The following is a 24811-nucleotide window of genomic DNA, read 5'->3' on the forward strand; positions in this document are numbered from 1 at the left end:
GATTTACAGGCAAACTAAAACGGGAGCTTCGGCTCCCGTTTTTTATGCCTTCACCACCGGTATCATAAATTTCGCCAGAAAATAATTCCCTTCAACAGAGGTCTGGAAAATTCCATCGCACTTTGTTATCGTTTCCTCCACAATCTTCAGCCCCAGTCCGTGATTTTCACTGTCGGGCTTTGTGGTCTCGAGGTCCGGATTATTTATTATAGAATCTATATTCGCCTTGTTCCTGATCTCACAGCAAAGATAATTCTGAGAAATCTTCAAGAGAATATGTATGTCCGGAAAATCCACCTTTTCACATGCCTCCATGGCGTTGTTGAAAAGATTCAGGAAAACCGTACAAAAACTCTCATCATTGACCGTGAGGTCACTTGGCAGAGCTATCTCGGTGTAGATTTTTATGTGGTGCTTTCTTGCCTCGGAGATCTTCCTGTTAAGGATATAATCAATCATCAGGTTTCCGGTGGATACATCGGAAATATTGTCGAGTTTTTCACCTATTGAATTGTTAATATAATCGTTTAGCTCATCGTATTTTTTCTCATGAAGGAGAGTCTGAATGAAAAGGTAATTGTTCTTAAGTTCATGGCGCTCTTTTTTTATGCGCTCATCAATTTCCAGGGAATATCTGTACCTGTGGACCTGAGCCCTGGTTTCGGTAAGAGCGTTGTCGAGTTTTCTTCTCTCCTCATAGGCTTCCACCGTGGTTATGAAAAGATCGTAGAGCATGGGAAGTGCCGGAATGATAATAAGTGCCAGAATTGCATCACGAAATACATCAAAATAAGGTATTCCCATTAGATCAAGTGAGTAATAAACCAAAAGCCCCAGAGGAAAATAGGAGAGAAGAAGAAGCCTTCTTCCAACGCTGTTACTTATTATCGGTACTGATTTTCTGAAGATAAAAAAGAAAGCGTATAACAGCACAATGAGTAACACGAATGAAAAAATATCAAGGAATATGTACTTGGATTGTGAGATTACGCCTTCTGCCGAATAGAGAGGACTCCATACAATCTTGTAGAGCTGAAGAAGCGATACATAGAAAAGTGAATAAAGGAGCTTTCCCGCAAAATACCCCTGAAGAAAATATGTTGAGGTTGCAAGCGGAATCGCGAAAAGAATCAGCATGTTGTACCAGTAGTGGTGAGGGTGCGGGGAAATCGGCAACGCATAGGTGCCGTACTGAAGGAGCAGATACAAAGCTATATTCACAGCAAAATAAGTCAGGGTTTCTTTTTCCTGACTTTTGTCCCTGTAAATTATATAGAGGGAGATGAACAAAAAGCAGAATACAACAAAGCCATCGAATTCAGTTATTCTGAAAAGTGTATAGAGCATATTCCGACCTCATGACATCGAATGATTCAAAAAAGCCTGCTTTACGGTTTCGCGAAGATTCCTTGATAATGGCAGCTCGTGACCGTTTTTCAGTAAAACAGAATCCTTTTGTATCCTTGTTATTGCCGACATATTAACGAGAAAGCTTCGGTGGATCTTTATAAAATTACAGTTTTCCAAAGCTGACTCAAGAGACATCAGTTTTGAGCGGATCGTGGTCATGCCTCCGTCTGTTACGACTATGCATTCCTTTCGCTGAGCTTCCACATAGAGGATTGTTCTGACATCAAAGGAATAAACATCACCGCCGGAGGGTTCTTCGATTTTTATGATTTGCTGTTTTCTCTTTTCGAGTTCTGTGATAATTGAGGATACTAGTGATGGCGCCATTTGGGAAAGTTCACTTTTTCTTATGAACCTGAAGGGCTGCACTTCAAAGGTCTGAAAAACCAGAGCTTCTTTATTTGAGATAAAAACCACAAGTGCATCCGGAGCAATCTCTCTGATCCTTCTGCACACAGTGATTCCGTCCATTCCGGGCATCTCTATATCCAGAAAGATTATGTCATAGTGAAAATGCTGTTCGATCATGGGCAGAAATTCTGCGCCCGACATAAAGAAATCAAAAGCAACATCCACGTTTTTTTCGTTAAAGGTCGTGGCGAGAAGCTCCTTGGTACTTTTAAGGAGAACCTCCTCGTCCTCGACTATTGCTGCCTGATACATTTTTTTACACCCTCATAATGTTTATTGTTTACCATTTAATTATATAAAAAAAGACCTTGATTTACTATCATACAAATTTGTGCATTTCGTACCGTATTTTTACATTTCATACCAAAATCCTGAAATCGGGATTTTTTCTGATAGATTAAACTTACACAATTTAACGGGAAGAAAGTAGTCCCCAAGGAGGTAAGTTATGAGTACAAAGAAATTCACAAGAATTTGGACTGTAATAATCGCACTTGTTGCAGTTCTTGCAATTGTGGCAACATTTGTTCTGACCGGACCTTTATACACGGTTATGAACATGTATTTCGGTAAGGGTGATGCAGTAGTTAAAAAGAATCCCGAAGCCGAGGCTCTTGATGCTGAGTATTACAAGGCAGAGCACACAGATGCTGACAGCCTTCTCGCAGCAAGTCAGGAGATGGCGGAGAAGGTAGAGAGCGAAGGAATTGTCCTTTTGAAAAATGAAAACCAGACACTTCCGCTTTCATCATCTGAGACAAACATTTCAATGTTCGGACGTACATCTGTAGATCCTATCTACACAGGTGCAGGAAGTGCCGCAACAGAGAGTAAGCCGGTTGATTATAAGACAGCAATGGAAGCAAACGGCTTTTCAATCAACCAGGATCTGTTCGATTTCTATGCAAATCATGAGATTTCCACTAAGACAATTAAGGTTTCAATGCAGACAGGTATGGGACCTCAGGAAGTTGAGTACACAGGTAGAGGATTCATCTCTTCAATGGGTACAGCGCTTTTCACAGGTGACATCATCGCGGAGGTACCGCTTGCAGATTATCCTTCATCACTTGAGGATACTTATGTAAAGTACGGCGATGCAGCAATCGTATTCATCGGACGAGTTGGCGGCGAGGGCTGCGACCTTCCCACAAACATGAGTGAGTTTACAGATGTTGCAGAGGATAAGGACAAGACATACCTTGAGCTCGACAGCAGAGAAATCGATATGCTTAATTATGTAAAGGCTCAGAAAGATGCCGGAGCAATTAAGAAAATCGTAGTTGTTTTAAATACAGCTAACGCTCTTGAGATTGATTTCCTCAATGATGCTTCTTACGGAATTGATGCTGCTCTCTGGGTAAGCTGCATCGGTGACCAGGGTGCCAATGCTGTAGCTAAGGCGCTTAACGGTACAGTTAATCCTTCAGGTAGAACAGTTGATACTTATGTAACAGATCTCACCAAGGATCCCAGCTATGTAAACTTTGAAAATATCTATTATTCAAACGTTGACGGCGGTATCGGCGGATACGAGTCAGGCTGCTTCAACGAGTATGAGGAAGGCATTTATGTAGGTTACAGATATTATGAAACAGCAGCTGCTGAGGCAATGGATGGCAACTATGCCGGCTTTGACTATGACAGCGCAGTAGTATATCCCTTCGGATATGGTCTTTCTTATACAACTTTCGAAAAGACCTATGAGGGAACTCCTACATATAACAACGGAACTTATACATTCAATGTAAAGGTTACAAACACCGGAGATAAGGCAGGAAAAGATGTTGTAGAGATCTATGCCGAGGCTCCTTACACAAAGGGCGGAATTGAAAAGAGTAAGGTTGTTCTTGCAGGCTTTGCAAAGACAAGTGAGCTCGAGCCCGGTGCATCCGAGACAGTTACAATTACAGTAGCTGATGAGGACATCGCATCCTACGATTATAAGAACAATAAGTGCTACGTTCTTGACGCAGGCACATACGGATTCTACTTAAGTGACAATGCTCACAGCTGGGCAACAATCGATAAGGCTGACGCAGGAAAATTCTTCTCAAATGAGCTTGCAGGAGAAGTTTTCGGAGCAGATAACAAGAGAGATTCAGACCAGGTAGCAGCAACAAACCAGTTTGACGAGGTTTCAGCAGAGTTTGTTGATACTAAGACAGAGGGCAAGCCTCTTAACTTCAGCAGAAGCGATTTCGCGGGTACTTTCCCCACAGCTCCCACAGAGGCAGACATCGCTGCTGAGGATTATATCAAGACAGCACTTGAAACAGTTTTTGATGAGAATACAAATGAAAAGACCGGTAACGTAGAGGGCAGCCTTGTTTACACAGATCAGATGCCTGTAACAGGTGCCGACAACGGAATCCAGCTTGTAAATATGCGTGGTCTTTCCTACGATGATCCCGCTTGGGAACAGCTCCTCGATGAGCTTGATATGGACGGCGTTGCAAACATGCTTGCAAACGCAGGTTACAACACAGCAGAGCTTCTTAATATCGGTAAGCCTGCAACACTTGATTACGACGGTCCTATGGGATGGTCAACATGGGTATCCGCTAACGGAGCAGATGCTATCTGTATCGGATTCCCTGCAGAGGAACTTCTTGCAGCAACCTGGAATGTAGACCTAGCAAAAGAGGTTGGTGAAATCGTAGGTGAGCAGGGACTCTTCAACGGCTTCAACGGTTGGTATGCACCTGCCATGAACACACACAGAAATGCATTTGCAGGACGTAACTACGAGTACTATTCAGAGGATGGTCTCCTTGGCGGTAAGATTGCAGCAGGTGAGATCAGCGGAACAATGAAGTATGGTGTTTACACCTACATCAAGCACTTCGCAGTTAACGATAAGGAGAACGGAAGAAACGGTATCGCTACATGGCTCAACGAGCAGGCGCTCAGAGAGATCTACCTCCGTCCTTTCGAGGTTGCTGTTAAGGAAGCAAAGGCTGATGTTAACTACTATGATGAGAACAACCAGCTTCAGACAACTACAATAGGTGCTACAACAGCAATTATGAGTGCATACAACAGAATCGGTACTGTATGGGCAGGTGCTCAGTACGGTCTCCAGACTCAGATCCTCCGTAATGAGTGGGGCTTCAGAGGTGCTGTAGAATCCGATTACTTCGGTGGCTCAGCTTACATGGATCCTGATTCAGGACTTCGTGCTGGTAACGACCTTATGCTCAACACCTTTGCTGACGGTGGTCTTTCAGACAAGAGCACCGCAACAGGTGTAAACGCAATGAGAAACGCAGCTCACAATGTTCTTTACATGGTTGCTAACTCAAATGCTATGCAGGGTATCGTATCCGGTACAACCGTATCCTACAAGATGGCAGGCTGGCAGAAAGCTCTGCTTGCAGGTGACATCGTAGCAGCACTTATCATCTGCCTCGGAATCACACTTATTGTGAAGAAGAAAAAGGCAGCTAAGGAAGCATAAATAATTAAAAGCCTTCCCCCTCTGGGGGAAGGTGTCAGCGAAGCTGACGGATGAGGGTAATTCATGAAATACACTGACATCATATCCAAAATGACAATCGAAGAAAAAGCCGCTTTCCTTTCCGGAAAGGGCGAATGGCAGACAAGAGAAATCGAACGCCTGGGCATTCCTTCAATCTTCTGTTCTGACGGACCTCACGGGGTCCGCAAACAGGCAGGAGCCGGGGATCACTTGGGACTTAATGAATCACTTCCCGCAACCTGTTTTCCTACGGCAGCTACAGTAGCGAACAGCTGGGACGAAGAACTCGGTGAGACAATGGGAGAGGCTCTCGGGGAGGAGGCTATGGCACTTGGAGTTAACGTGCTCCTTGGCCCCGGTCTCAACATCAAGAGAAGCCCTCTTTGCGGTCGAAACTTTGAATACTTTTCAGAGGATCCTTATCTTGCCGGAAAAATGGCTGCTTCGTATGTCAGAGGTATACAGTCCAAGGGCGTTTACGCATGTCCAAAGCATTTTGCGGTTAACTCTCAGGAGCTTCGCAGAATGGCTATGAATGCAGTGGTGGACGAAAGAACACTTCGCGAGATCTATCTCACGGGCTTTGAAATCGCGGTTAAGGAAGGAAAGGCAAAGACCATCATGAGCGCCTACAACGAGGTGAACGGAGTCTATGCCAATGAGAACAAGCACCTTTTAAAGGACATCCTTCGCGATGAATGGGGCTTTGACGGAATCGTGATAACTGACTGGGGTGCATCAAATGATCACGCTCTCGGAGTTGCGGCAGGCTCTAATCTCGAGATGCCAAATCCTGGACTCGGCTCTGCGAGAGAGCTCATCGAGGCAGTGAAGTCCGGCAAGATATCCGAGACTGATGTTGATGAGAGGGTGGATGAACTCCTTGATGCGGTTATGACTTTGTATGTCAATGCTCAGGATAAGCCTGATACCTTTGATAAGGACGCACACCATGAACTTGCAAGAAGAGTATCGGCTGAGAGTTCTGTGCTTTTGAAAAATGAGAACGGAATTCTTCCTCTGAAGAAGGGAGCAAAGGTTGCTATTATTGGGGACTTTGCCTTTGATCCCAGATATCAGGGAGCGGGCTCTTCACTGGTGAATGTGACCAAACTTGAGACAGTTACCGGGATTGTAGGAGAATATGACCTTCAGGTAGTGGGCATGAGCCGCGGCTATAACAGAAGCGGTGAGGAAGATGCGGCTATGAAAAAAGAGGCCCTTGACCTTGCAGCAGGAGCCGATATTGTTCTTTATTTCTTCGGACTTAATGAAGACAGTGAGTCTGAGGGAATGGATAGAACTCACATGAGAATACCTCAGAATCAGATTACTCTTTTACAGGAGCTCGGACAGGCTAATCCCAATCTCGTAGGTGTTATCAGCGCAGGTTCTGCAATAGAGATGCCCTGGCACCACTATTTTAAAGCTATCCTGCACTGCTACTTAAACGGCCAGGCAGGCGCCGGTGCGGTGCTTGATATCCTGACAGGTAAAGTCAATCCTTCGGGAAAGCTTTCGGAGTCAATCCCCAGAAGACTTGAGGACACCTCCTGCTTCAGATACTATCCCAGCAGAGAGAGAACCTCAGAGTACAGGGAGGGGCTGTACGTCGGCTACAGATACTACGAGAAGAAGGGACTTCCGGTTCTGTACCCGTTTGGGTTCGGACTGTCCTACACCAATTTTTCATACAGTGATGCGGAGATTATTCCGGGTAAAAACGAGACTGCTGATTCTTCAGGTGGAATTCGCGTAACTGTAAAGAACGTTGGTGACACCGACGGCGCTGAGGTTGTTCAGGTATATGTGGGACTTCCCGGTGCAAAGGTGTTCAGACCTGAGAAGGAGCTTAAGGGCTTTAAGAAGGTTTTCCTGAAAGCAGGAGAGAGCAAAACGGTTACAATTCCGTTTGATGACAAGACCTTCCGCTATTTCAATGTAAAAACTGATAAATGGGAAATTGAAGAGGGGACTTATGAAATAAGGGTTGGCGCCAGCAGCGCTGACATAAAGCTGTTCCTGAAGTGCCATGTAGACGGCACTACTGATATACTTCCTTACGATATGGAAAAACTGCCTTCATATTACAGCGGGAATATCGAGAATGTTCCCGATACCGAATATGAGGAGCTTCTCGGAAGAGTAATTCCGGACGGCAGATGGAGCGGACAGCTTTCGGAAAATGATGCCTTTTGTCAGATGTATTACGCGAAGAGCGGACTTGCAAGGCTTGTTTACAAGAAGCTTACAAAGATGAAGAAGAAAGCCGATGAGAGCGGAAAACCGGATCTCAACACACTTTTCATCTACAACATGCCTTTCAGGGCTATGGCAAAGATGACAGGCGGTGCCGTGGACAAGGAGATGGTTCATGGAATTGTGAAAATGGTCAACGGACATTTCTTTAGCGGCCTCGGCAAGGTTATCGGCGGCTACTTCAGAAATAGCAGCAAGAACAAGGCATACGAGAAACTACTAAGTAACACTAAGTAAGGAGTACACATGTCAGACTATAGAAATATATGGGATGAGTTTTCATCCAAACATCCCGCAGCAGCAAAGTGGATAAGAGAGGGCGGACTTTTTGTAATAGTGTCCAATCTCATAACGGTTTTCAAATACCTGATGCTCCAGTTCCTGCCGGGATTATTCAAGGGACTTCCACTGGTGGACTTTGGCTGGCCGGGCAAGGAGATTACTCTTCTTGGTGAGACCTTCAAGTGGAACATTCTGGGATATGACGTTAATCACGGAGGACTTCCATACTTCTGCGCATACATGGTTGCGATGTTTATCGGTGAATGTGTAAACTTCCCTATTCAGAGAAACTGTGTATTTAGAAGTAAAGGAAATGTATTTTATCAGATTCTGTGGTACTTCATAGCTTTTTGCCTTATTACCTGCATCGTCAATTCCATCAACTGCATCTATGTTGCGGTTGCCGGAAAGTTCGTTCCGGATTTCGTTTACAACATCGGAACAACAGTACTTAACGGCGGTGTCAGCATGGTAATATTCTTCTTCGTGAATAAGGTAATTTTCCCGGAAGCAAAGGCTGAATAAAAATAAAGCATCCCCTCATCTGGCACTTCGTGCCGGATGAGGGGATTTTTTTAATTACTTTCAGTTAAGGCTTCAACGATTTTCGTGTAAGCCGGCTTAGGCTGGTAATACTTGTCAAAGAGCCTTGAGTTGGTTGTATCGCCCTCACGGTAATGATCGACAAGACCAAACACGGTGACATTGGTTATGTTTGCTGGACCGCCGTTGTCACTGTCAAGTCTGCAGAGCATTTTGAAAATGCGACCGTATTTATCAGCCTGTCTGTTAAACTGAGAGTCGGTTTCATCATCGACTCCCACTGAGAGTTCTGTTATCTGAATCTCAAGACCGAGCTCGGAGAATTTGCGGATTGCAGATTCTATAACGGCATCCGAAGGATAATCGATGCCCCAGTACCCCTGCATTCCAATGCCGTCTATTAGCCCTTTTTCTTTCAGAGATTCACAAAGTGTATAAATACCTTCAGTTTTGGGTGCCTGATAGGTATTGTAGTCATTGTAGAAAAGCTTAACATCATCTGCGACATATTTTCTTGCGTAGGTAAATGCCATTTCTACGTAGTCCTGGCCGATAGTCTTGTACCATGGATTATCGGCGTTTTCTATTTTGGTTCTGCACATGAAAGCACTGTCAGAGTCTGCGCTGTCGGGATCGACTGCCTCATTTACAACATCCCAGCAGTAAATAACTCCGGGATATTCATCCTGAACATGAGTTACTAGCTGGCGGATATAACTCTCCATTCTAAGGAGCATGGTATCCTTGGAAACATATTCGCCGTCATCTGTGTAACCCTCTCTGAAAAACCACTCAGGAGCCTGGGTGTGCCACACGAGGGTATGTCCTCGCATCTTCATGCCATTTTGCTTACACCAGGAAAGCGTGGGATCTATGGACATAAATGAAAGAGCAGGCTCTTTATTTCCCTCTTCCAGGTTTTTCTGTGATCCGACCTGATCCAGTATGTAGCAGCTTTTCATCAGGTTTGTCATTGTGCAGCTGTTAAAATGCTTCTTGGAGAGCTCCATATACTGCGGAATGTTTAAGGTCTGATTGTCCAAAGTACTTCCGTTTATACCCACGCCGATAGTGAAATAGTTTGCGCACAGATCCTTTAAAATCGCGTCATCCGTAGGTGCGGATTCTTCCTCAGTATCGTCTGTCTCTGTGGAAACCTCACTAACTGCTGTTCCGTTTGTGGTAGGATTGGTATTCCTTCCACACCCACTGAGAGATGAGATAATAAGGGCACTCATCACCAGAGTACAAATGCAATTTTTTCTCTTCATCTTAATTCCCTCACATAATAATGATTTAATATTCTCTTACTATATATGAACTTGACTCTGCTATCTAACCATTAGTTGCCATGATATATGTTCATATTGCGGGAACGACTAACTCCAAACGGAAAAAGGTAAACATTTTGTCCACGAAAACGTAAAAGAGAATTATAATGATTTTAATACAATAAAAAGATGAGGGGATTTTATGATAATTGCAAAGTATTTCGTGGAATTCTTGTTTTACAGTTTCCTTGGCTGGGTTTGGGAGTCAATCTATTGCACAGCTAAGGAGAAGAAGTGGGCGGACCGAGGCTTTTTGTTTGGACCGGTGTGTCCGATCTACGGCTCGTGCGTTGTGGCAACATCAGTAGTTTTTAGCTATTTCAAGGTGCTTTCTTCGCCTGATTTTCCTATATGGGGCATATTTATTATCTGTATGCTCGGAAGTGCTGTTGCCGAGTTTGCGACTTCCTGGGTACTTGAAAAAAGATTCCACGCCAGATGGTGGGATTACAGTACGATGCCTCTAAACATTCAGGGGCGCATATGCGTACCGGTAAGTATTGCGTTTGGAATAGCCGGAGTTTTGATAGTAAAATTCCTGATTCCTGTTGTGGAAGGTTTGCACTCTGTGGCCAATCCTCATATCTATGAGGTTCTGGCAATAGTTCTTGCGATGGTATTCGGAGCAGACTTTGCTCTCACCGAGGCCAGCCTTTCAGCACTTTTGAAGGATGTTGAGAGGATGCACGAAGAGTTCAACATTCGTGCCCAGACCAATTATGAGAAGATGGCCTCAGCTTCCAAAGCTATTGAGCAGAGAATCACGGAAGAGCGCGCGGCGGCCGAACTGCGAGTGGAAGCGCTCTCAAAGGCTTATGTTGAACAGCTCTCTTTGAACCAGAGACGAATACTTCTTGGAATAGAGAGCTTTACATCAAGGAAAAACGAAGAACTTGCGAATCTGAAACTGAAGAATAAGTTTGCGCAGGACCTTAAAAACAAGGTAAGAGAGCGCAGGGCAAAAAAATAATCATCCGGTATTTACAAAATTAAATATGTGTAATAAAATATAACCGACAGCTTGTCGGTTATATTTTTGTCATCAGGTAGTTCGGAAAATGAGAATAGTAAAAAGCGCTGAAGAGAGAAAAAATGAAATACTGGATGTTGCGGAGCAGCTCTTTGCGGAAAAAGGCTACGACAATGCAAGCACTAATGATATCATAGCCAGGATCGGAATTGCCCGCGGCACCTTGTATCATCATTTTGGATCAAAAGAAGAGATACTTGATGCGATAATTGACAGGATGACCCGGGAGGGTATAGCCAGAGCCGCTATGATAGTTAATAACAAAGATATGACAATTGACGAGAAGTTGGTGGGAGTCCTCGCTGCACTAAATGTGCAGAGCAATGTCAAGGATGAAGTCATGGAGCAGATTCATAAACCTCAAAATGCTCTATTACACCAGAAGATGCAGGAGAAGCTGCTTGGCGGTGTGGTTCCTTTGATGACAAAGCTCATAGAGGAAGGAATTTCAGAGGGGCTGTTTAATACTTCATATCCAAGCGAAGCGTCTGAGATGATAATGCTTTATGCAAATACCGCCTTTGATGAGAACGAGAATTTATCACCGGAGCAAAGGATAAATAAAGGAAAAGCTTTTATCTATCATGCGGAGAGAATCCTTGGGGCAAAGCAGGGGAGCATGCTGGAAACGCTGATGAGATTCTTTTAGAATTTACACGGGACTTACAAAAGTGAGTCCCATATATTTGAAACTTTGACCGACAATCTGTCGGTAAGGGCGAGGTGAAAAATGTATAAGAGACTTTTACTTAATGATTTAAAAAAGAATAAGCTTTCTGCTATGGCTACCTGTATCTTTATGGCCGTAAATGCGACGCTTTTGGGACTGTCGATACTTCTGTTTGCCAGTCTGTCAGGTGCCATAGATTCTCTTATGCGCGTTGCGATAACTCCTGATTTTTTGCAGATGCATACCGGAGAAATAAATGACGAGGAACTGAGAGCCTTTTCACATAACAGAAGTGATGTCAGTAAGTGGCAGGTGTGTGAATTTCTTAATCTCCCAAACAGTATGCTGCGTATCGGCGATAAAACCTTTGACACAAACATGCAGGATAACGGCCTTTGTTATCAGAGTGAGGAATTCGATTATCTTGTGGATATGGATAATAACATTATTGATCCCGGGGAGGGAGAGGTCTATGTGCCTGTCTGCTATAGAGATGAGTATGAAGTAAAAGTGGGAGATGTTCTCAGTATCGGCTCAGAGGAACTCACTGTCGCAGGCTTTCTAAGGGATTCTCAGATGAATTCTGTCATGGCTTCCTCCAAGAGATTTCTGGTGAGTAAAGCTGACTATGAGCGCCTGAGATTGATGGGAAGTGAAGAGTATCTGATTGAATACAAGCTTATTCTCGGAAATGATATCAATGCTTTTGCAACAGCCTATAAGGATGCAAATCTCCCGGATAACGGCCCTACGATTTCATATCCTCTTATCAGAATGATGAATGCTCTTTCGGACGGTTTAATGATCCTTATTATTCTGCTAGTCAGTGTGGTGGTGCTTTTTATATCAATGCTTTGTATCAGATGCATGCTGCTGACTCAGCTTGAAAGAGATAAAACGGAGATCGGAATGCTTAAGGCAATCGGAGTGTCGCGAAGAGGAATTCGCACTTTATATATGCGCAAATACATGATCCTTTCCGTGTTTGGATGTATCTTCGGAAGCATACTTGCGGTAGTGATATCGGAACCTCTTTCAGTCCAGATGAAGGCTTTGTATGGAGATGCAGGTGGAGTGGGGAAAATCGGCATTCTGATGATCATTGGAGAGATTTTTCTTCAGGCTATTATCCTGCTGTATGTGAGGTTGACACTTTCAAAAACCGAGAAAGCATCTGCTGTACTGGTTATGAACGGACAGGGGAGTTTCGTGAAAAAGAAGAACCTGTGGATTCCGATTGGAATAATAACCACATTCTCTGTTTTTATGATACTGATACCACTAAATATCAAGAGTACCCTGTGCGCACCCGATTTTGTTACCTATATGGGAATCGGCAAGAGCCAGATCCGCATAGATATAAGGCAGACAGATGGCGGTGATAGCCCGAAAGAACAGCTTCAAAGGAAAATCGGGACAGATGCTAGGGTTAGCGACTTTGTGCTGATGCAGACAAAATCCTATAAGACAGAGATGCCGGACGGAGCATCCTACAATCTTCTTATTGAAAACGGCGACCACGGGAGATTTCCGGTAAGCTACAGCAAGGGGACTTTTCCTTCAAAAGAGGGAGAGATAGCGCTCTCCGTACTAAATGCGGAGGAGATGAAAGTTGATGTTGGAGACACCGTCAAGGTTTTTACCGATAAAGACGGAAAAACGGATTCGGAGATATCCTGCAAAGTATGCGGTATTTACTCTGATGTGACAAACGGAGGGAAAACAGCGAAGGCGTGTATGCTTTCCGATAATGATAATCTTCCCGTGATGTGGAGCATCATATATGTCTCCTTAAAGGACGGACAGTCTTTGAAGGAATGGACAGAAGGATATCGAAACGCTTTTGCAAATTCGGGAGAGGGTATTAAGGTGACTCTCATCAGCGAATATCTGGATGGAGTTTACGGTCAGACCATTGAAAATATAAAACGTACTTCTGTTGTTGTTATGATATTTGCCAGTTTTGTTCTTTTTGTAGTGATTCTTTTGATGCTGCGTCTGCTCATCTGGAGAGAACGAGATAGTAACTCTTTTAAAAAGGCATTGGGATTTACGAGTGGGGATATCAGAAAGGAATATCTAAAACAAGCAGCAGCGGTTCTTGTCATAGGGATAGTGCTTGGAATCATAGCGGGAGTCTTTCCCGGAGAAGGAATGGCAGGAGCGGTACTTGGCATGATGGGAGCGAAGGGCTTTCGCTTTATCATGGATCCGTTTTATGTAGGAGCGGTTGTCCCTTTGCTGATTGTGATAACAGTTTTGGCTGCGGCATTTACGGCACTTCTGGAGATAAAAAATATTCGGGCAAAAGAGTGCCTGGGGGCCGGACAGGGAAGGTGAGATATCTATGGAGAAAATATTAAAGGTAAAAAATCTTAGAAAAGGGGCAATTCTAAACGGCATAAGTTTTGAAGTTCTGCCCGGTGAGCTCATAGCAATTATGGGGCCATCGGGTTCAGGGAAATCAACGCTTTTATACAGCGTATCCGGCATGGATACAGTAGATGGCGGAGAGATTTCATTTTGCGGGAAAAACGTAGAAGCATTAAGCGAAGATGAGAGAGCAGAGCTTCGGCTAAATCACATGGGCTTTGTGTTTCAGCAGATGAACAGCCTTTCAAATCTTAATATTGAGGATAATATAGTTTTCCCGGCGGTTCATTCGGATAAGAAAAACAGCAAGGCTCATTATGAGAAGGCGAGACTACTTATGGAAAAATTCCACATAGAAGATCTGGCCATGCGAGGGGTGAATGAAGTCTCCGGGGGACAGCTTCAAAGGTCATGCATCTGCAGAAGCATGATAATGGAGCCGGAGATAATTTTTGCGGATGAACCCACGGGAGCTCTGAACCAGTCTGCGTCAGCAGAAGTTATGGATGCATTTCTAAAGGCCAATCAGGACGGGACGACAATTCTGATGGTGACACATGACAGCAAGGTTGCGGGCATATGTGACAGGATATTGTACATTCTCGATGGCGAGATAAAGGGCGAGCTTAAGCTTGGAAAATATAAAGCGGAAAATAGAAAAGAAAGAGAACAAGAGACAGCTATGTGGCTGGAAAGTATGGGGTGGTAAATATGGAAAAAAAGAGTAATTTCGGAAAATTCTTACTTTTATGGGCAGGTGAACTTATATCATCTGTTGGCGGCGGACTGACCAGTTTTGGACTTGGAGTATATATTTTCAGACAGACGGGAAGTGCCGGGAGCATGGCAATGGTCACATTGCTTGGATTTCTTCCAACGCTGCTGCTCTCAGTTCCCGCAGGAGCGCTGGCAGATTGCTATGACAGGCGGCTACTCATGATGATAGGTGACGGGTGTTCTGCTCTCGGTGTGGCTTATATACTATTTTGCATGGCGAGAGGGAATGCATCGCTTTTACAGATATGTATCGGAGTTTTTGCAAGTGCATGCTTTTCAGCACTTCTTGAACCTTCGTTTCGTGCCACAATCACAGATCTTTTGACCAAGGAAGAATTCTCGAAAGCCAGCGGTCTTGTGTCGCTCGCGGGAAGTGCGAGATATTTACTCTCGCCGATAATAGCAGGTTTTCTGTTATCAATAAGTGATGTGAAACTCCTTCTCGAAATTGATATATGCACATTTTTTCTGACAGTAATAAGTGCAGCGGTGGTAAGGCGCGGAATCGGTGCTAAAGAGATAGAGAAGAAAGAACCGCTCCTTAAGAGCATAAAGGAGGGCTGGAATATACTCTGTGAAAAAAGAGGAGTTCTGACACTGGTGGCAATATCCTCTGTAATAACGCTTTTTATGGGAGTGCTTCAGATACTTGCGGAGCCGCTCATTCTGTCGTTTACGGATGCTAAAACCCTGGGAGTGTCTGAAAGCGTCTGCGCCTGCGGAATGCTTGTAAGCGGAGTGTTCCTGGGCATAAAAGGGATAAAGGGGTATTATGTCAAAACGCTTGGAATAGCCCTGATCTTTGCTGGAGTATTCATGTTTGGATTCGGACTCTGGGAGAATATTTTTATTATATGTATCTTCGGATTTTTGTTTTTTGCCACTCTTCCGTTTGCAAACAACTGCCTGGATTACCTTGTGAGAACTAATGTGCCTGATGGCGCGCAGGGAAGAGTGTGGGGCCTCATCGGCTTCATTTCTCAAATCGGATATGTTGTCGCTTACGGTGTTTCCGGAACAGCTGCCGATCTGCTTGGGCAAATCGACGGTCGGGGCGTTGGAAGAGGAGCCGCAATGGTTATTTTGATTGCAGGAATTTGTCTGTCACTGGCATCGGTATCCGTTTTGTTCTCAGGGGATATTAGAACGTTGGAGAATAGTTGAATATTTTTTATACAGATTTTAGATACTGTTCATAGCCTGCATGATTGCCTCGATATCAGAACAATAATATAATAAGGACATCGAAAGCCTCGATATTGCTGTCGAGGCTTTCATTTTTATTAGATGAAGGGACTAAAAATGACTAAAGCTGTTATATTTGACATGTTTGAAACGCTCGTTTCAATGTTTTCCGGTGATACTTATTTTAGCGAAGACATGGCGGCAGACTTAAAAATCGAGGTCGATACTTTCAAAAATGCATGGCATTCCACAGAACATGACAGAAGCTGCGGAAACTGCACAATAGAGGAAGGGATAAAAACAACACTTGAAATGCTGGGGGCTTACAGTGAGAAATCCGTAAAGCTTCTTGCAGATAAGCGAAGGAAGACCCTGGAAGGGATATTTGAACGAACTCCCGCGGAAACCATAGTTCTTTTGAAGGAGCTTAAGAGACGCGGCATAAAGATTGGCCTTATAAGCAACTGTTATTCTGATGAAGCTGAAGTTATTAGAAAAAGCTCTATTTTCCCATACTTAGATGCAGCAATGCTCTCATATGAGCAGGGAACATGTAAGCCTGAGCATGAAATATATGAAAAAGCAATGGAAAAGTTAGGCGTTACTGCTGAGGAATGCCTGTATGTCGGAGATGGTGGATCAAAAGAGCTTTTTGCTGCCAGAGACCTTGGAATGAAATGCCTTCAGGCACAGTATTTTGCTGATCTGGCTTTTGAGCCACATGTTCCATGCTACAAGCTTGATGACTTTGAACATGCATATACGCAGGATGATGTTTTGAAGATGATGGAAAAATAAGAATCAGATTTGTGAAAAAAGCCCTAATGTGGTAAACTCATTGTGCCTATTTGGGCTTTTTATTATGTTAATTATTTGTTTTAAAGGAGATAAATACCATGAAGCTTGGAATCGTCGGGCTCCCGAACGTCGGAAAGAGTACCCTTTTTAATTCACTTACAAATGCAGGAGCGCTTGCAGCGAACTATCCTTTCGCAACAATTGATCCTAATGTGGGAATCGTTGCTGTACCGGATAAGAGATTGCAGCTCCTCGGTGACCTTTATAATTCCAAGAAGGTAACACCTGCTACAATCGAGTTCGTTGATATAGCAGGTCTTGTAAAAGGCGCATCTAAGGGCGAGGGTCTTGGAAACCAGTTCCTTGCAAACATTCGTGAGACAGATGCAATTGTGCATGTCGTAAGATGCTTCGATGATCCCAATGTGGTTCATGTTGACGGTTCGGTTGACCCTGCAAGAGATATTGAGACTATCAACTTAGAGCTTGTTTTCGCTGATCTTGAGGTTTTGGAGAGAAGAATTGCAAAGACTACCAAGGCAGCAAGAATGGATAAGACAGCAGCCAAGGAACTTGAGCTTCTTAATAAAATTAAGGAAGCTCTCGAGGGCGGCAAGATGGCAAGAGAGCTCGAGCTTGATGATGAGGATGAGAAGGCACTTATGAATACCTACGACCTTCTTACCTGGAAACCGGTAATCTATGCAGCTAACGTTCTTGAGGATGATCTTGCTGACGACGGCGCTTCCAATAAATATGTAGCAGCAGTTCGCGAGCTTGCGGCAAAGTCCGGTAGTGAAGTTTTTGTGATCAGTGCTCAGATTGAAGCTGAGATTTCAGAGCTTGAGGCTGATGAGAAGGCTGAGTTCCTTGAGAGTATGGGACTTTCCGAGTCCGGTCTTGATAAGCTTATCGCAGCAAGCTACAGAACTCTCGGTCTTATGAGCTTCCTTACTTCCGGTGAGGATGAGACCAGAGCCTGGACCATCAAAATCGGAACCAAGGCTCTTCAGGCAGCAGGTAAGATCCACACAGACTTTGAGAGAGGTTTCATCAAGGCTGAAGTTATAAATTACGAGGATCTTCTTCGTGAAGGCTCACTTGCAGCAGCAAGAGAGAAGGGCCTTGTAAGAATGGAAGGAAAAGAATACGTCGTTCAGGACGGAGATGTAATACTATTTAGATTCAATGTATAAAAGGTAAGAGTTGTACAGCGGAAGAGGCGTGATGCGCCTCTTTTTATTTTGCCAAATCGGGAAGATAGATGTGTTGACTTTTGATGTATTAATGATATCATAATGATATCAGATAGATAAAAGGTTTTAATTCCGGTTCGTCGGAAACAATAAATGGAGGTATGTTATGGAAACTACTCAGTATAACAACAAGACATTATTTAAATACCTTCGATGGGTATTTATCATTGCCTGGGTGATGCAGGTTGCAATATGGATGCTCTATCAAAACGGTGGAGTACTGCCGGGACAGCTTCTTATGTCGGTTATGATGTATGTGCCGCTGCTTGCAGTCCTGATATCCGGAGTAAAGCTCAAAGGAATGGGCTGGAAACCTAAATTCAAAGGGAATATAGGAACACTTCTTTTTTCATGGTTTGGACCATTTATTCTCACGCTGATAGGTGCAGTTTTATACTTTGCGATTTTTCAAAAGCACCTTGATCTGACAGGGCAGTACGTAATGGCTGCGTCAGGAGAAGCCGGAGAAGCTGCTATGAAGGCGCTTGAAGCGCAGGGACTTACCTATTCAACTTATATGCTGATCACATCTGTCGCTGCCGCATTTTATGCGCCGCTTTTAAATATGCTTGCAGCAATTGGTGAGGAGGTAGGCTGGAGAGGATATATGAATCCGGTTCTCAAGGAGAAATACGGGAGAACAAAGGGGATCATCATCGGCGGTATAATTTGGGGCATATGGCACTGGCCGCTGATAGGTTTCATCGGATATGAATACGGGCCAAGCTATTTTGGATTCCCTGTTACAGGCATGCTTCTGTTTTGCGTATTCACAGTTGCTTTAGGAATCATGTGTGACATGGTTTATGAAAAGAGCGGATGTATTTGGTTTCCTGCAATTTTCCACGGATCAATAAATGCCGCAGCAACTATTCCGATAGCGTTATGTGTGCCGGATACCGGCAACTACAGGCTTTTAGGACCTGCACCAAATGGTGTTTTGGCCGGACTGCCAATAATTATCATTGCAATACTAATATTTCGATCAAGATACTCTTCAACAAGGACAGAATAATACAGGAGGTGAATATTATGAACGAAAATGTAAAAGAAAAAGTTATAACCGGACATAAAAATGGAATGGCAGTAATGATAACAGTTACTGTACTGTATTTACTTGCTATTGTGGTGCTTGTGTTTTCCGCAATGGGACTTGACGGCGCTTCGGTATACATAACTGCCGCATTGGGAGAAGGCGCTAATCTTTTGATTTTTATTATAAGCATAATTTACATAGCGATCGGCTGGTTCCCTTATCTTGGACTTAAGGCTATTAAGCCCGGTGAAGCGCTGGTGCTCACACTTTTTGGAAAATATGTCGGAACACTTAAAGAGGATGGATTCTACTTTGTAAATCCTTTCTGCACAGCTTTCAATCCTGCTGCTGATACAAAGCTTGGTCAGAGCGGAGATATCGCTGATAATAAGAAGATTGCAGGTATAACTATTAACAGCGGTGAAATGCAGCTCACAGGAGCAGGATCATCAAAGAAGATATCACTTAAGGTTATGACTCTCAGCAATTCCAGACAGAAGGTCAACGATCTTCTCGGTAATCCTGTTGAGGTTGCAGTTGCTGTTATGTGGAAGGTGACTGATACTGCAAAAGCAGTATTTGCGGTTGATAACTTCAAGGAATATCTCTCTCTTCAGAGTGATACGGCTGTAAGAAATGTGGTTAAACTTTATCCCTATGACATCACCGAAAATGTTGATACCACCGGTGACGGACTGGCTGATGACGGAAGTCTTCGCGGCTCCACGGAACTTGTTGCACGCCGTATCAGAGATGAGATTCAGGTAAAAGTTGCCGATGCCGGAATCGAGATAGTTGATGCAAGAATTACCTACCTTGCTTATGCTCCCGAGATTGCAGCTGCAATGCTTCAGAGACAGCAGGCAGCAGCAGTAGTGGATGCCAGAAAGCTCATTGTTGACGGCGCGGTTGGAATGGTTGAACTTGCTCTTGAGAGACTTAATGAAAAAGAGCTGGTTGAACTTGATGAGGAGAGAAAGGCAGCTATGGTATCCAATCTTCTCGTAGTTCTTTGCGGAAACCATGACGCACAGCCCGTTGTTAACTCAGGAAGTCTGTACTAATGGCAGAGAAAAAGCAGGTCCCGCTTCGCTTGAGTGCCAAGTTGTACGATGCCATCGCTGCCTGGGCAGAGGATGACTTCCGCTCGGTAAACGGACAGATCGAATATCTTCTTACGGAATGTGTGAAGCAGAGAAAAAAAGACGGCAAATATGTTTCAGAACATTTAGACGAGCCGCCGGAACTTGATATTTAAACAAAGCCTTCCTAAAGGGGGAGGATATATAAAAAAGCCTTCCTCCCAAGGGGGGAGGATATGTAAAAAAGCCTTCCCCCCAAGGGGGAAGGTGGCACGAAGTGCCGGATGAGGGGAACAGCCCCTCATTTTTTATAGTTTTGCTATATTGTACGCGTCCAGATCATGTCCCAGCAATTCCATAATTCTAAGCTCATCCATTGCATCTATTACTGCGTTGTGAGTTTCGCAGTAACTGGCATTTCCGCTGATCATTCTCAATATATTTTCAACGGAATATCCACTTTTCAGGCGGCCGCTTTTACATAAAGCGGCATTCGACGGAATGAAGCTGTTGAACTGCTTATATGCAGCCAGTCTCATGATATCGAACCAATCGAAATCCGAGAGCTCTTCCAAATGACCATAATCGAATTTTGCATTGTAAGCGTATAAACTTCCGACGCCATTTTCTCTCAGGTAATTACTGATGTCAGCCATTGCTTCCTGTCTTGAGGCTATTGCCTTCGGAATGTTTTTCGTAATATTCAGAACACCTGAATACATCCCGCCTTTTCTGTATTCGGGATCAATGATATAGTACTTTGCACCAATACACTTAAAAGTACTCGCATCCGCCAGTGCGATACCTATTGACATTACCTCGTTGTACCAGTTGGTTTCGGTGTCTATTACAGCGATGGTACTATGTGAGTTGGGAGCTTCTTTGGGAACTTCTTTTGGAACCGGAGCGGGGATGCTTTTTGGCGCGCCTTTTGCCATGTTATTTACTGTGGTGCTTCTGTTGGATGCTCCTGAACCTCGTTTATTTGATGCATTAGCAGAAGGGTTTTTTACCATATTTAAAAATTCAAGTGAAGTATTGTGACTCATTTTTTTAAAATCCTTTTGGTAAATTTGCATTACAGCATGTTATATCTTAAATGATTTTGGGTTAAGAGACAATGCCATGAGTAAGTGGCGAGGTTGACAGATACCTCTATGTGTGTTTCAATATCTACTATTATTTTTTCCATTTCTTCAATATGAATTCGTCATATTGTTTTTTCCATTTGTTTCATAATTTTTATATAGGGAAAGGAGGAGAACTGTTATATTCCCAAAGTATGATTTTTTATCACAATTACAGGAAAGAGAAGCGTTATTAAAGAGAGAGGTGAATAAGAGAAAAAAACGTATAGCAAATGCGCCGGAAGGCAGTCTTAGAATAGCTACAACGGGAGGGAAGAGCCACTACTATCTTGGGATAAAGGGGCATAGGAAGAGTGAATATATTAGAAGAGAAGATTCTGACCTGGTTAGCGAACTTGCGCAAAAGAGATATGATTTGAAATTTGTTAGTGAGGCTGAGAAGGAGCAGAAGAGGATTCATTCATTTTTGCGGGGCTATTCAGATAATATACCCGGCATTATTTCTGGATATCCTTCGGAATTAAAACAAAAACTCGATTTCGCAGATATGCCTGATGATGACTATGCCCGTGATTGGCAACAGTTTGAGTTTGTGCCGAAGAAATTTGATGAAGAAATGCCATATCATGTGACGGTAAGAGGAGAAAGAGTACGATCCAAATCCGAGGAGATGATAGCTAATGCGCTGTTTTCACGAGAAATTCCGTATAGATATGAGTGTCCGATAATTCTGAATAATGGGCAGGTGCGCTATCCGGACTTTACAATCTTAAAACCGGAGACTAGAGAGGAGATTTTCTTAGAGCATCTAGGGATGCTGGATAATCCCGAATATCTTGAAAAAAATATGAAGAAGTTCAGAGAATATGAGAATAACGGAATAATCCTAGGGCGGAATTTGCTTGTTACTTATGAAAGTTCAAAGCAACCGTTAAATTCACGAATAGTGGAGAATTTTATTGAGGCTCATTTTGGCAAGATATCTGTGCTTTGATTCAAAATGCATAAAGCATAGATACTTTTTGAAGGGGAATCTGTGTTTTAGATGTAAAGGTAGAAAACATAGAGGGTAATAGTGGGGAAAGTCTGTGTTTTTGACAGAAAAGTCAAAAGCACAGAAGACTATAGTAGCTTGAGTCTGTGTTTTGAAAGAAAATGATAAAAACATAGAAGGGCATAGCAGTAGGTGTCTGTGTTCTGAAAGAAAATGCTGAAAGCACAGAAGAGCATAGCAGTAGACATCTGTGTTTTGGAAGAAAATGCGGGAAACACAGATGACTACCAATAATGCATCTGTGCTTCGGATAAAAATGCCGAAAGCACAGACAGCCTTCGCAGAAAGAGTCTGTGAAATATAAGAAAATATATAAAACGCAGAACTCCTACAAATACGCCTCTGTGTAACAAAAGAAAATACAAAAAGCACAGATTTTGCACAAAAAAGAGTAGGCAGTAATGAAGCAGGCCGTAATGAAGCAGGCCGTAATGAAGCAGACAGTATAATGGAGTAGGCCATAATGGAGCAGGTCGTAAATAGCAGGATGTAATGGGCAGGTAGCCAATAATCCTCAATAAAAACATACTCTCAAATATTTAATAAAAATTTCCCAAATAACTCTAAAAGAACAATACGGACAAGATATAGCAAACAAGAAGCTAAAACCACAATATCTTGTATGGGCGAGCCTCCCACCGGACGGTGGGAGGCATTTTTGCGCCTAAATTCAGCGATAAAGCCCTCATACAGAGGTTGTTAAATGAAGAAAAAAGGTATATTATACATTTAGGTGGAGGAATGTGGTGCAGAGTGGGTGATTGTGGTGGAAAAATAAAACAGACCCGCCAAAAACAATTAATCACAAAAAAATAAGTTGACGAATCAGAACAATCCACCTTACCGGTGAAGAAGCTATGGGAAAGGCGTACAAAGGCGAATACAGCCATTCAATCGATGCAAAAGGACGACTGATCATCCCGGCCAAGTTTCGCGATCTGCTGGGAGAGCAGTTTGTGGTAACGAAGGGCTTTGATGGATGTCTTTTTGTGTTTGATCAGGAAGGTTGGGATGCCTTTGAGGAGAAACTCAAGGCGCTGCCTATGGATATACCCGGTGCAAGACAACTTGGAAGATTCTTCATGGCAGGAGCAGATGATGTCGAGCTTGATAAGCAGGGAAGAATACTTCTTAAAGCAAACTGGCTAAGCCACGCTTCTATAGAAAAGGATGCAATTGTTGCAGGTGTCGGCAATAGAGTTGAAATCTGGAGCAAGGAGAAGTGGGAAGAAGCAACAAGTTTTGATGATATCGATAGCATAGCAGCTAAAATGAGTGAATATGGCTTAAGCATCTAAGTCATGTGCCTGGTACAAGGAAAGAAAACAATATGGAATTCAAGCATTACTCAGTGCTTCTAAATGAAGTGATTGAAAACCTGAATATAAAGCCTAACGGCATATACGTTGACGGTACACTGGGCGGTGCGGGACATTCCTCACACATAGCCGAAAAACTCTCTGATAAAGGAAAACTCATTGGAATTGACCAGGACGAAGATGCAATTAAGGCGGCAACAAAGCGCCTCGAACCTTTTGGCGACAGAATCACCGTTATTCGTGACAACTATGAAAATGCAGTAAGCAGAGTAAGAGACCTTGGAATAGAGGGCGTTGACGGAATCCTCCTGGATCTAGGAGTATCATCCTTTCAGCTTGATAACGAGGAGCGCGGTTTTACCTACAGGTTTGACACACCTCTTGATATGAGAATGGACAGACGCCAGGAACTGACCGCGGGAACAATAGTGAATGAATTTTCCGAGATGGAAATATTTCATATTATAAGAAATTACGGCGAAGACAAATTTGCCAAGAACATTGCAAAGCATATAGTAGCGAGAAGAGCGGAAAAGCCTATAGAAACAACCTTTGAACTCAATGAGATTATAAAGGCTGCAATTCCCGCAAGGATGAGAGAAAAGGGAGGTCATCCTTCAAAGAGAACTTATCAGGCACTGAGAATTGCCTGTAACAGAGAGCTGGATGTTCTGGAGAATTCTCTGGACGGAATGATCGATTTTCTTAATCCCGGTGGAAGGATCTGTGTAATAACCTTCCACTCTCTTGAGGACAGAATAGTAAAGAACAACTTCAGGAAAAATGAAAATCCCTGTACATGCCCGCCGGAGATTCCAATCTGCGTATGCGGCAAGAAATCAAAAGGGAAGGTAATAACAAGAAAACCGATAATTCCTTCCGAAAAGGAACTTGAAGAAAACTCAAGAAGCGCCAGTGCAAAGCTGAGAGTTTTTGAAAAAATAGAATCATGAGGGTATATAGTAACGAGGAAATATATATGGAAAAGAGATATGTATACGGTAATACCGCAAGACAACTGAATGAGCCAAGAAGACAGACTCGAAGAGAGATGCCGCTCCATGAGGTTAAGCGCAAGGAGGCTAAGAAACGCGCATCTCACATGAGCCTTGGATATTTGTTGTTTTTGTCACTTGCAGTTTTGGCTACAGGGGTTATACTTACTTGGTATATAACTCTTCAGTCGGAAATAACTTCAAGTGTTAAGGAAGTGTCCACTTTGGAGGCACAGCTCAATACCTTGAAGCAGGACAATGATGAGGCTTATAACAAGGCTGTAAGCAGTCTTGATTTGGAGGAGATAAAGCGAATCGCTATAGGGGAGTACGGCATGACCTATGCTACGGACGGTCAGATCGTATCTTATTCCGGTGGCAGTGGCAATGATTATGTAAGACAGGTTGCACCTATACCGGATGGTAATTGA

The 24811-nt window shown here is 43.4% G+C and carries 21 protein-coding genes; 17 read left to right on the plus strand and 4 right to left on the minus strand.

Annotated features, from left to right (window positions below; genetic code table 11):
- Positions 1-42: 42 nt before the first annotated feature.
- Together BLR42_RS08040 and BLR42_RS08045 are read right to left on the minus strand one after the other, a co-directional pair.
- The gene (locus tag BLR42_RS08040) at positions 43-1347 is read right to left on the minus strand and encodes a sensor histidine kinase (protein WP_091868124.1); all 1305 of its coding nucleotides are present in this window, start codon (positions 1345-1347) and stop codon (positions 43-45) included.
- A gap of 9 nt (positions 1348-1356) precedes the next feature.
- Positions 1357-2073 (minus strand): LytR/AlgR family response regulator transcription factor, encoded by a 717-nt coding sequence (locus BLR42_RS08045; protein ID WP_091868126.1) that lies wholly within the window; start codon positions 2071-2073, stop codon positions 1357-1359.
- A gap of 196 nt (positions 2074-2269) precedes the next feature.
- Between BLR42_RS08045 and BLR42_RS08050 the strand changes: the two genes are divergently transcribed.
- The 3 genes from BLR42_RS08050 to BLR42_RS08060 all read left to right on the plus strand — a co-directional run bounded on the left by BLR42_RS08050 (position 2270) and on the right by BLR42_RS08060 (position 8368).
- Entirely contained in the window at positions 2270-5281 is a 3012-nt protein-coding gene (locus BLR42_RS08050; RefSeq protein WP_091868128.1) for a glycoside hydrolase family 3 C-terminal domain-containing protein, read from the plus strand.
- Between the two features lie 63 nt (positions 5282-5344).
- A complete protein-coding gene (locus BLR42_RS08055) occupies positions 5345-7798 on the plus strand; it encodes a glycoside hydrolase family 3 C-terminal domain-containing protein (protein WP_091868130.1) in 2454 nt (817 codons plus the stop codon).
- 9 nt (positions 7799-7807) lie between these two features.
- The gene (locus tag BLR42_RS08060; RefSeq protein WP_091868133.1) at positions 7808-8368 is read left to right on the plus strand and encodes a hypothetical protein; all 561 of its coding nucleotides are present in this window, start codon (positions 7808-7810) and stop codon (positions 8366-8368) included.
- Between the two features lie 50 nt (positions 8369-8418).
- Here the strand turns inward: BLR42_RS08060 and BLR42_RS08065 are convergent, their stop codons facing one another.
- Positions 8419-9657, minus strand: a complete 1239-nt coding sequence (locus BLR42_RS08065; RefSeq protein ID WP_091868135.1) for an endo-1,4-beta-xylanase — start codon at positions 9655-9657, stop codon at positions 8419-8421.
- A 202-nt stretch (positions 9658-9859) separates the two neighbouring features.
- Here BLR42_RS08065 and BLR42_RS08070 point away from each other — a divergent pair, with 202 nt between their 5' ends.
- From BLR42_RS08070 to BLR42_RS08115, 10 genes are all read left to right on the plus strand, one after another.
- Positions 9860-10687 carry a putative ABC transporter permease gene (locus BLR42_RS08070; RefSeq protein ID WP_091868136.1) on the plus strand — a complete coding sequence of 276 codons (828 nt, stop codon included), beginning with the start codon at positions 9860-9862 and terminating at the stop codon, positions 10685-10687.
- Between the two features lie 88 nt (positions 10688-10775).
- Entirely contained in the window at positions 10776-11396 is a 621-nt protein-coding gene (locus BLR42_RS08075; protein WP_091868138.1) for a TetR/AcrR family transcriptional regulator, read from the plus strand.
- Between the two features lie 81 nt (positions 11397-11477).
- Positions 11478-13757, plus strand: coding sequence for an ABC transporter permease (locus BLR42_RS08080; RefSeq protein WP_091868141.1), 2280 nt, complete (start codon positions 11478-11480; stop codon positions 13755-13757).
- A gap of 7 nt (positions 13758-13764) precedes the next feature.
- Positions 13765-14499 (plus strand): ABC transporter ATP-binding protein, encoded by a 735-nt coding sequence (locus tag BLR42_RS08085; protein WP_091868144.1) that lies wholly within the window; start codon positions 13765-13767, stop codon positions 14497-14499.
- Positions 14500-14501: 2 nt separating this feature from the next.
- The gene (locus BLR42_RS08090; RefSeq protein WP_091868146.1) at positions 14502-15731 is read left to right on the plus strand and encodes an MFS transporter; all 1230 of its coding nucleotides are present in this window, start codon (positions 14502-14504) and stop codon (positions 15729-15731) included.
- A 138-nt stretch (positions 15732-15869) separates the two neighbouring features.
- Positions 15870-16550: an HAD family hydrolase gene (locus BLR42_RS08095; RefSeq protein WP_091868148.1), complete on the plus strand. Its 681-nt coding sequence runs from the start codon at positions 15870-15872 to the stop codon at positions 16548-16550.
- A 98-nt stretch (positions 16551-16648) separates the two neighbouring features.
- Entirely contained in the window at positions 16649-17746 is a 1098-nt protein-coding gene (gene ychF, locus BLR42_RS08100) for a redox-regulated ATPase YchF (protein ID WP_091868150.1), read from the plus strand.
- Positions 17747-17912: 166 nt separating this feature from the next.
- Complete coding sequence (locus BLR42_RS08105) at positions 17913-18821, plus strand: CPBP family intramembrane glutamic endopeptidase (RefSeq protein WP_091868152.1); 909 nt, start codon at positions 17913-17915, stop codon at positions 18819-18821.
- A gap of 17 nt (positions 18822-18838) precedes the next feature.
- Entirely contained in the window at positions 18839-19906 is a 1068-nt protein-coding gene (locus tag BLR42_RS08110; RefSeq protein WP_022761689.1) for an SPFH domain-containing protein, read from the plus strand.
- On the plus strand, positions 19906-20100 hold the full coding sequence (locus BLR42_RS08115) for a type II toxin-antitoxin system antitoxin (protein ID WP_022761688.1): 195 nt from the start codon (positions 19906-19908) through the stop codon (positions 20098-20100). The genes BLR42_RS08110 and BLR42_RS08115 overlap by 1 nt, the downstream gene beginning before the upstream one ends.
- Before the next feature lie 132 nt (positions 20101-20232).
- Here the strand turns inward: BLR42_RS08115 and BLR42_RS08120 are convergent, their stop codons facing one another.
- The gene (locus BLR42_RS08120) at positions 20233-20973 is read right to left on the minus strand and encodes a 3'-5' exonuclease family protein (RefSeq protein WP_242879266.1); all 741 of its coding nucleotides are present in this window, start codon (positions 20971-20973) and stop codon (positions 20233-20235) included.
- A 283-nt stretch (positions 20974-21256) separates the two neighbouring features.
- Here BLR42_RS08120 and BLR42_RS08125 point away from each other — a divergent pair, with 283 nt between their 5' ends.
- The 4 genes from BLR42_RS08125 (at position 21257) to BLR42_RS08140 (ending at position 24811) form a co-directional block, all read left to right on the plus strand.
- Complete coding sequence (locus BLR42_RS08125; protein WP_091868154.1) at positions 21257-22006, plus strand: hypothetical protein; 750 nt, start codon at positions 21257-21259, stop codon at positions 22004-22006.
- Between the two features lie 917 nt (positions 22007-22923).
- Positions 22924-23364, plus strand: a complete 441-nt coding sequence (gene mraZ / locus BLR42_RS08130; protein WP_022761685.1) for a division/cell wall cluster transcriptional repressor MraZ — start codon at positions 22924-22926, stop codon at positions 23362-23364.
- Positions 23365-23396: 32 nt separating this feature from the next.
- Positions 23397-24338 (plus strand): 16S rRNA (cytosine(1402)-N(4))-methyltransferase RsmH, encoded by a 942-nt coding sequence (gene rsmH / locus BLR42_RS08135; RefSeq protein WP_026497835.1) that lies wholly within the window; start codon positions 23397-23399, stop codon positions 24336-24338.
- Between the two features lie 26 nt (positions 24339-24364).
- Entirely contained in the window at positions 24365-24811 is a 447-nt protein-coding gene (locus tag BLR42_RS08140) for an FtsB/FtsL family cell division protein (protein ID WP_022761683.1), read from the plus strand.

Source organism: Butyrivibrio sp. INlla16, from assembly GCF_900104155.1.
Lineage (GTDB): Bacteria > Bacillota > Clostridia > Lachnospirales > Lachnospiraceae > Butyrivibrio.

What these genes read in the sequence shown, in the direction of transcription:
- BLR42_RS08040 (WP_091868124.1), bottom strand. Translation starts at nt 1,347, where the DNA reads ATGCTCTATACACTTTTCAGAATAACTGAATTCGATGGCTTTGTTGTA.
- BLR42_RS08045 (WP_091868126.1), bottom strand. Translation starts at nt 2,073, where the DNA reads ATGTATCAGGCAGCAATAGTCGAGGACGAGGAGGTTCTCCTTAAAAGT.
- BLR42_RS08050 (WP_091868128.1), top strand. Translation starts at nt 2,270, where the DNA reads ATGAGTACAAAGAAATTCACAAGAATTTGGACTGTAATAATCGCACTT.
- BLR42_RS08055 (WP_091868130.1), top strand. Translation starts at nt 5,345, where the DNA reads ATGAAATACACTGACATCATATCCAAAATGACAATCGAAGAAAAAGCC.
- BLR42_RS08060 (WP_091868133.1), top strand. Translation starts at nt 7,808, where the DNA reads ATGTCAGACTATAGAAATATATGGGATGAGTTTTCATCCAAACATCCC.
- BLR42_RS08065 (WP_091868135.1), bottom strand. Translation starts at nt 9,657, where the DNA reads ATGAAGAGAAAAAATTGCATTTGTACTCTGGTGATGAGTGCCCTTATT.
- BLR42_RS08070 (WP_091868136.1), top strand. Translation starts at nt 9,860, where the DNA reads ATGATAATTGCAAAGTATTTCGTGGAATTCTTGTTTTACAGTTTCCTT.
- BLR42_RS08075 (WP_091868138.1), top strand. Translation starts at nt 10,776, where the DNA reads ATGAGAATAGTAAAAAGCGCTGAAGAGAGAAAAAATGAAATACTGGAT.
- BLR42_RS08080 (WP_091868141.1), top strand. Translation starts at nt 11,478, where the DNA reads ATGTATAAGAGACTTTTACTTAATGATTTAAAAAAGAATAAGCTTTCT.
- BLR42_RS08085 (WP_091868144.1), top strand. Translation starts at nt 13,765, where the DNA reads ATGGAGAAAATATTAAAGGTAAAAAATCTTAGAAAAGGGGCAATTCTA.
- BLR42_RS08090 (WP_091868146.1), top strand. Translation starts at nt 14,502, where the DNA reads ATGGAAAAAAAGAGTAATTTCGGAAAATTCTTACTTTTATGGGCAGGT.
- BLR42_RS08095 (WP_091868148.1), top strand. Translation starts at nt 15,870, where the DNA reads ATGACTAAAGCTGTTATATTTGACATGTTTGAAACGCTCGTTTCAATG.
- ychF (WP_091868150.1), top strand. Translation starts at nt 16,649, where the DNA reads ATGAAGCTTGGAATCGTCGGGCTCCCGAACGTCGGAAAGAGTACCCTT.
- BLR42_RS08105 (WP_091868152.1), top strand. Translation starts at nt 17,913, where the DNA reads ATGGAAACTACTCAGTATAACAACAAGACATTATTTAAATACCTTCGA.
- BLR42_RS08110 (WP_022761689.1), top strand. Translation starts at nt 18,839, where the DNA reads ATGAACGAAAATGTAAAAGAAAAAGTTATAACCGGACATAAAAATGGA.
- BLR42_RS08115 (WP_022761688.1), top strand. Translation starts at nt 19,906, where the DNA reads ATGGCAGAGAAAAAGCAGGTCCCGCTTCGCTTGAGTGCCAAGTTGTAC.
- BLR42_RS08120 (WP_242879266.1), bottom strand. Translation starts at nt 20,973, where the DNA reads ATGAGTCACAATACTTCACTTGAATTTTTAAATATGGTAAAAAACCCT.
- mraZ (WP_022761685.1), top strand. Translation starts at nt 22,924, where the DNA reads ATGGGAAAGGCGTACAAAGGCGAATACAGCCATTCAATCGATGCAAAA.
- rsmH (WP_026497835.1), top strand. Translation starts at nt 23,397, where the DNA reads ATGGAATTCAAGCATTACTCAGTGCTTCTAAATGAAGTGATTGAAAAC.
- BLR42_RS08140 (WP_022761683.1), top strand. Translation starts at nt 24,365, where the DNA reads ATGGAAAAGAGATATGTATACGGTAATACCGCAAGACAACTGAATGAG.